This window comes from Wandonia sp. (assembly GCF_984588085.1).
In genome coordinates this window covers 51,520-59,114 of sequence record NZ_CFIGVI010000017.1, presented here as the reverse complement: position 1 = coordinate 59,114, position 7,595 = coordinate 51,520, and the positions used below count along the sequence as shown (strand labels likewise).

General features: G+C 37.5%; 8 protein-coding genes. 2 read left to right on the top strand and 6 right to left on the bottom strand.

What is annotated here, in order from left to right; translation table 11 throughout:
• Both AC4PL9_RS08690 and AC4PL9_RS08685 read left to right on the top strand, forming a co-directional pair.
• A partial coding sequence (locus AC4PL9_RS08690) for a TPM domain-containing protein (RefSeq protein WP_491604358.1) occupies nucleotides 1-260 on the top strand: 260 nt, incomplete at its 5' end.
• Between the two features lie 60 nt (nucleotides 261-320).
• Nucleotides 321-821, top strand: coding sequence for a hypothetical protein (locus tag AC4PL9_RS08685; protein WP_491604357.1), 501 nt, complete (start codon nucleotides 321-323; stop codon nucleotides 819-821).
• Nucleotides 822-967: 146 nt separating this feature from the next.
• Here the strand turns inward: AC4PL9_RS08685 and AC4PL9_RS08680 are convergent, their stop codons facing one another.
• The 6 genes from AC4PL9_RS08680 to AC4PL9_RS08655 form a co-directional block, all read right to left on the bottom strand.
• Entirely contained in the window at nucleotides 968-1,612 is a 645-nt protein-coding gene (locus tag AC4PL9_RS08680) for a class I SAM-dependent methyltransferase (protein ID WP_491604356.1), read from the bottom strand.
• Nucleotides 1,613-1,637: 25 nt separating this feature from the next.
• Nucleotides 1,638-2,591, bottom strand: coding sequence for an NAD(P)-dependent alcohol dehydrogenase (locus AC4PL9_RS08675; RefSeq protein WP_491604355.1), 954 nt, complete (start codon nucleotides 2,589-2,591; stop codon nucleotides 1,638-1,640).
• Between the two features lie 100 nt (nucleotides 2,592-2,691).
• Nucleotides 2,692-4,071 (bottom strand): hypothetical protein, encoded by a 1,380-nt coding sequence (locus AC4PL9_RS08670; RefSeq protein ID WP_491604354.1) that lies wholly within the window; start codon nucleotides 4,069-4,071, stop codon nucleotides 2,692-2,694.
• A 293-nt stretch (nucleotides 4,072-4,364) separates the two neighbouring features.
• Nucleotides 4,365-5,336 carry a WD40 repeat domain-containing protein gene (locus AC4PL9_RS08665; protein WP_491604353.1) on the bottom strand — a complete coding sequence of 324 codons (972 nt, stop codon included), beginning with the start codon at nucleotides 5,334-5,336 and terminating at the stop codon, nucleotides 4,365-4,367.
• The gene (locus tag AC4PL9_RS08660; RefSeq protein WP_491604352.1) at nucleotides 5,326-5,832 is read right to left on the bottom strand and encodes a hypothetical protein; all 507 of its coding nucleotides are present in this window, start codon (nucleotides 5,830-5,832) and stop codon (nucleotides 5,326-5,328) included. The genes AC4PL9_RS08665 and AC4PL9_RS08660 overlap by 11 nt, the downstream gene beginning before the upstream one ends.
• Before the next feature lie 90 nt (nucleotides 5,833-5,922).
• A complete protein-coding gene (locus AC4PL9_RS08655) occupies nucleotides 5,923-7,560 on the bottom strand; it encodes a S41 family peptidase (RefSeq protein WP_491604351.1) in 1,638 nt (545 codons plus the stop codon).
• Between the last annotated feature and the right edge of the window lie 35 nt (nucleotides 7,561-7,595).

Below are 7,595 nucleotides of genomic sequence, written 5' to 3'. Positions count from 1 at the left end.
CTTCCTTTTTGATTGATTATGAAACGAAAACAACCCGCCAGATTGCTATAGTAACGGTTGCAAGCCTCTCTCCTTATACCGATGTTTTAGAGTATGCTACTGATCTGGCAAATGAATGGGGAGCAGGAACAAAAGAGGAAAATAATGGGATTGTAATAGTCATTTGTATGCCCGAACGAAATATCGGAATAGCCTTAGGTACAGGAACAATGAAGGAAATTTCGAACGAAATCTGTAAAGAAATTATTCAAACAAGGTAAACTATTTGATGGTACAATGAAAGGAGTTGAAGCATTAATCAAATTCTGGGACAACTAACTATGAAAGTTATATCGGAAGGTTTCTCCAACGATTATCTCATTCACTCCATCTTACTTGGATTCTTTGCTCTACCCTTTTTTTTCCTTCATTGGGTAGTCGGAGCTTTACTACTTATACTATCCATACTATTTGCATGTGTTCAGTCCGGAATAGAGATTGATCCTAAAACAAAATCAATCCGTGTTTTCAGAAAAGTTGCTTTTTTAAAAAAGGGTCGATGGATTTCTCTGGAACCGGTAGACTCACTTTTTCTGATGTATAACCAGGGAGCTACATTACTTCAATCCAGAGGTAGCGCTGTAATATCCCGTGTCAAATCGTATAGTCTTTATCTAATCGCTATAGATGGTAAAAAGACAGAGTTTCACGAATTTACAGATTATCAGAAAGCCGTGGAAACACTTCAGGCATTACATACCTTATTCGATTTACCCTTTACCAACGAAGTAGAAGAAAAAAGACATGCGGCAATCCTCAAAAGACAAAACAGAAAAAGGTAATACCCTATATTTTTCAAAATTATCACAGTACGTAAAGTCCCGGGACATTTTTCCATTTTGAAAAAGAAAAACTACTAAAGATTCAGAAATCTGCTAATACAAAAACGGCATACCAACAGGGAATTTACGACAACCTCATACTCATTCTACCTGCTTTTTGTAGCCAGAACAAAATATTGGTTGGAAGTGTTCGGAAAAGGATTCTTCGTCTGGATACTAAAACCTCCTTCCTCTACGAGCTTAACCAACTCGTTGGATCTATACATTTCTATTTTTGGAATAGCTCCCAACTTACAAAAAAGAGATAATAGCCCTTTTAAGAACAGTTTCTCCCCCATACAGGGAGTAACAGACAAAAACACACCTCCCGGTTTCAGTAATTCTTCTAATCGCTGAATCGCTTTCCGGGGATCATCCAGCAGGTGTAAAATATAAAAACTAAAAATGACATCGTATGAACCGGGCTTCAATCGCTCATCATAGATCGTTGTATGCCAGTAATCAATATTATTGCGTTCCGAATTTCGTATTGCATAATCAATCATTCGGGACGAGAAGTCAATAGCATGTATACTTTGTACACTTTCTGAGATCCTCTCAGAAATAAATCCTGTACCACACCCGAAGTCAAGAACATTATCAGTTGCCTTTACGTGCTTTTTTGCCTGCTCAATAAGGCGCAATGTATTCTTTCCTTTTTTTCTTTCTCTGCTACTAGTATAGCTTCCGGCTGTTCTGTCCCAAAATTTTTCAGCTTTACTTCTGTTATCTACATTTTCACTCTTTCCCACAACGAATGATTTTATGTGTTTTTAATTACGCATTCCTCCATACCATTACCACTTTTCCTTTTGTATGCATTGCTTCAATATAACGGATGGCTTCCGGTATTTCATTATACGGATATGTTTTCTCTACACTTGTCCTGACTTTTCCCGCCCGGATCATATCCGTCAGTACATTAAGATCACTTGTAGTAGCTTTTGCAGTAAACTGTTTGAGCTGAAATTTACTAAAAATATTTCTGATAAGTACAGATATCATATTGCTCATAGATGTAAAACCGACCATCACACCTCTCTTACCCATTCTGGTATAATCGGCATGTGTGAAATTACCGTGTGTATCTACAACAAGATCATACTTCCCCGTATGTTCATGGATATTCTCCTGATCATACGCGATAATATGATCTGCACCCAAACCTTTCACAAAATCAATACTTCCCGATGAACAAACAGCCGTTACGATTGCTCCGTACGCCTTTGCTATCTGAACAGAAAAATGCCCCACTCCTCCTGATGATCCATTAATGAGTATTGATTCTCCTGATGTCAATTTTCCGTGTGTAATCAGTGCCTGAAATGCTGTTAGTCCCGCTACAGGAACACAAGCCATTTCTGAAAAATCACGATTATCCGGCATAATTGAACAAGCATCAGCAACTATACAAAGGTATTCCGCAAACGCTCTTCCTTTCAGACTTTCACCAAAAACCCTGTCCCCGACTTTAAAAGTCGTTACTCCCTCTCCTACTCCTTTTACAACACCGGAGAAATCTATACCCGGAACTTTTTCTTTTGGGCGGAAAAGACCAAATGCAAAACGGGATAAAAAAGGTTTACCTCTAAGAATATGCCAATCTGCCGCGTTAGATGAGTTTGCATATATTTTCACCAGTATATGTCCTTTCTTAACGGAAGGTTTATCTACCTCCATCAATTGTAATACTTCCGGCCCTCCGTACACATCTCTAACAAAAGCTTTCATCTCTGTTCATTTACTTCAAGTGTTGTATCAATATACAAGTTTCTATAAAAAAACAGAGTGATGCTACTGTTATATTTTATTGTTTAGAAATACTCTTAATCTATTCATATCTGATATATTTTTGCGTACTCCCGTCAGAATAAATCTCAATTACCATTCCTTTATAAAACTCATTTACATCCTGTCCTATCAAATTGACTGTTTTTAGCAGTTCTTTCTTTGAGCTTCTGTTGTCGACACTAACTATATTGTACATTCGTGTTGTTCCATCAAAGTCAACCTGTTTCAAGCGATAATAATTTATTGTTTTTGAAAACGCTCTATCTTCCAGTTCATACTGTAAGATAGATGATGAGTTTCCCGCTGCTTTTACTCTTTTCATTAATTTCCAATCAGCACCATTTAAAGAATGTTCAACCTCAAAATAGTCACTATTTAGTTCGGTTGCAGTAGCCCAGTAAATATGATTCATGTTTTCTTTAGATTTAGCGCTAAAAGCTATGAGTTCAACAGGTAACGGGCTAAAATAACAACCACTGTGATTTGAAAAATCTTCAGAGGGACCACCTACCGGTGTCCAGCGAAAGATCGTTCCTGTCCCGGGACCAGCCGTCACTGTCAGGTCTCCTCTATTTGCAGGAGTAGCATATACAGGTTTATTGCTAGCGTTATTCCTTACATTATTGAAATTCATCGTATTAATTGTTCCGGAAGGAAGCCCTGAAGCTGCACTTGAATTGTTGTTCCAAACAGAACCGGTTGTTGTTTTTGTTCTTACATTAAAATCGATGGCAGAAGTTCCTCTCAAACCAACCTGAACATCACTGGTAAGAGAACCTGATGAAGAAGTTCTGGGATTTCCAATCAAATAATGAAATTCAATAACATTTGTTGTTTCGTACAACCGAATCTGGAAATGCAGATAATCATTATTGTGACCGTTTATAACTCTGCGCCAATAATTATGTCCTCTATAGGTTCCATTTAAAGTAGCATCACCGAAATATCTTCCTCCCCATTGGAATACAATAACCCGATTAGGGGCAGTTCCCACTACTCGTATTGATAAGTTACTGGATCCTGTAGTTTGTAATCCCGTCCCAAAAGCACTTATCGAATTATTTATATGGGTTAACGGTGCTTGTCTGGTTGTCGATGAGATAGATGGGTTTCCAAATGCTATCCAACCATTATAATCCATAGAAATACGCGTTCCTGCCGGAAAAACCTGCCCTCCTAAACAAAATGAAAAAGGAGTTGTCATAGATGTTGGAGTTGTTCCACCTGACGGATTATTTGTTCCATTGGCCGTTCCACTCCAACCTCCAAGAGATGAATTACCTAAAATAGCCTGATAAGTACCTGTTGTCTCAGTAAAAGCATAATTGGCGACTTGTAAATAGGAATTCTTGGGAACTGAAAATAATATACAGCTAAAAATGATCATTTTTTCCAAAATGAAAAAAACTACAGTTTTCATAAATTATAAAGTTAGATTGTTAGCTAATATGATACAAAATGAATCTCTTTTGTAAAATTAGAAAAGAATAGGCAAGAAAAAGATGGGCTGCCCCCTCATTTTCAAGCATTAAGAAATAAAAGTCACTTATCCCTGAAGTATAAACTATTTTGCACGTAACAGCTACCCAAAATTAAGGGTGATCTACATTATTATATTCAATAAAACACTTGTATCAATAATTCAAACCCTTTTTACCAAAAGAAGCCCTGCAGATAACCGGACATTCCCATTCCGGATACTTTCACGTATTTTTACAAGTTCCAGAAATGAATTTCACCCATCAAATCAACGGAAACTAACTGTGATTCATCTTCTGAAAGAGTTACTGCACTTATTGTTCCCTTATGCTGTAAAAATGTTTCTATAAGTTCCCCGGACAGTTTGTCCCACTTTCTTATTGACTTGTCCAACCCACATGTATAAATATGTTCTTCTGTCAGAACTCCGGAAATAAGATGCAAACTCAATGGAATGTAAATAGTTGTATCCCTGTCTGCTATATACATGGGCCAATCAGGGTGCCGTTTTTTAAATCGAAAACCATCCGCTTCTTCACTGTAAAATGCAAATTGTTTGTTACTGAACAACAAACAATTTCCCTCACGATCCACATCAATGAGTTTTCCTTTTACACCTTCTATTTCCGTTACTTCATTCATTGGATATTTCCATACATAGATAGAAGAAACTCCATCAAAATAAACTATTCCATCGTCTGAAATAAAACGCGGTAGTACCCCTTTCAATTCCACAGGTGTCATAAGTGTATTGAAGTTGTCTTTCGCATTCCAAACGTATGAATTCCCTTTTTCATCGTACGAGCAAAGAATTCCTATCTCTTCGTTATAATATAAATCGTGGCTCCAGGTTTCTTTTAGCTTGATCTTTCGCAGTACTTCTCCTGTTTTCCCATCAAGAACCAAAATTCCAGAGTTCAATGTTGCTACGATAATCTTATCTTGTCCGAAGTCATACACCATACTATAAACTTCGTCTTCAATAGCTGCAATTTGATTTCTTCCCGATCTTCCATTTATGATTTCATAGATCTTACCATCAAAAGTAGAAACAAGTACGGTATCCAACGCACCTTTGTAAACAACATCAGTATAAGAAACCGGATTAATACCTGTTAGCTTCCCCGGTTTAACAGATAACTGCTGTCGGCAGGATGTATAAACTACTAAAAGAATAAAACCAATAACCAGCTTACTATTTTTCATGGTCTCCCTCCTTTATTAGATTTTGTCTTTTCCCATTCTCAGAGACAGTTAACCAGGGGCCTTCGTCAGAAGCTCCGAGATTAATTTCATTCCCATTTTCTCCCCAAACCCTCAGAGTTGTTGCTCCCTGAGGTTCTGCGACAAAAAGTGCTTGTTGAGATGTTTTAGAGTCAAGTGTGAAAAATACATTTCCATAAGAATCATCCGTTACATAACCACTCCTCTCCTGACCTTCATGATCATATAACATAATCCCCGATACGGATGAGTTATCCCCTCTGTAGAAACGATAACCAAACGACTGCGCCGGAGGAAGTGGTGCCCCGATTATAACACGTTCTTTTCCTGTTGAATCTGTAACCACTAAGCCCCGTACTTTCAAAATCTGGTCAGAAATATCTAACTCAATTCTATGACTTCTTACGACATAGATCAATAACCCAATAGTCACAAGTGTATTTGCACCAACAATTAATTTCAGGAATACATTCTTCATAATTATATCAACGAAGAATAAAAAGGAAATGTTACAGCTTATGCCAATAGATATTCAACAATGCCACTCAGCTACCTTCGAATGATTTTGTTATTCATTACGAATTAACTCCAGTGCTTTATTCATAATCAAGTCGTTACCGGATTCAATATAACTTTTATCCTGTACAACGGGTATATCCCGTTTAACCCCCACTTGCTGTGTTCCTGTGCCATTCGGATAATAGACGCCTAACCCTGAAAACACAGAACGGATTCCAAAAGGCAGAGGAATTTCGACTATGTTTCCGTCTGCACCTGCCGTTTGCCCTCCTATTACAGTTGTATTTGGATGTTGTTGCAGTGCCATAACTGTATATTCAGCCTGACTCATTGTATTGTAATCCACCAGAATATATAATTTACCTTTGTATTCTTTGCGTTTATTTCCTATAGTCTGACTGGTTGTCCATTCAAATGAACCCGGATAATTAAAGTCCATTTTTATGAATTTTGCAAAGTTCCGTTTTCCTTTTATCAGTGCATCAGACAATTTTAAAACAGTCCAGTTCGGATAATTTCGGATATCAATAATAACATGATCTGTTTTGTGTAGTTTTCGTTGAAACGTATGTGTAATTTCAGAAGACTTCAGTCTCCCCATGTGGATATACGCATACTCTTTTCCTGAAACAGAATCTTTCAAAAAAGCATACGAACTCTTCTCACCATTGCTTTGGGTAGGTTTATATCGGGACTGTAAAGTCTCTCTGTCAATGGTTAACAGCGTATCCGTTATCAATTCCCCATTTCTTTCTACCGTTATCACCATTGTATCTTTGTCAGAAATCCGGAGGTAATAGGTTGCTTTTGATAGATAGTAATCATTAGAAGTAGATACTACCCGACTGATTTCTTCCCATTTTTCTTCTATTGTCTTTCCGTCTATAGCCACCAATCTGTCCATTGGCTGAAGGTCAAAAGGTTGAAGTGTATCCTGCCAGACGAGCTTTACAAATACTCCGTCACTTACACTTTCACAATAAAACGGGGCAAATTTATAGCGCTCCATAGGATTATTTTCTGTTCGGATAAAACCATGTGCATCCCGTATCTCAGTAGTTAAATTTCTCACAGCAAAATAGTAGGCATCGTAGGTGGAAGCCGAAATAAACTCAGGAATATGTGCCCTGTATACCGCTGTCCACTGCTTAGGAATCAGATCGCGATATGGATAATAATAATTGATAATGTTCCAATACCGTGTAACAGCCAGATAATTAACCGCCGGACTAAAAACGAATGTCTCATATTTGTTTTCACCCGTAATATCAGGGCTTCCCACAAAGGCTCCTTTGATGTATTTGTTCTTAAACGCGGGTTTATTCAAACGTAAATGATGCAACCATGCTTTGTTATCGGCAGATATAAGTTCATTTTCTATCCATTCAAAACTCTGGTGAAACAGCATGGAATCATTCACCTCTCTGGGTATGGGTTCGTAATCTTTGCAAATTTCCAGTAAATCAGAAAGAGTGATATTGAATGCCTCTCTACTCTTACAATTCTTTACGATCTCATAATTATCCAGTAAAACCTGATCCCAATCTCTATACCCCGGTTCGGGATGAAAATACTTAAGAAAACCCCACACTTGTCCATAAACGATTAATCTTTCTGTTGCTTCTTCTTCCTGTCCCTGACAGATACAACTTATCGCAAGTAGTATTACCGTTAGTATTCTTTTCAATTACGTTTATTTTTTAACTATAATACTCAATTTCT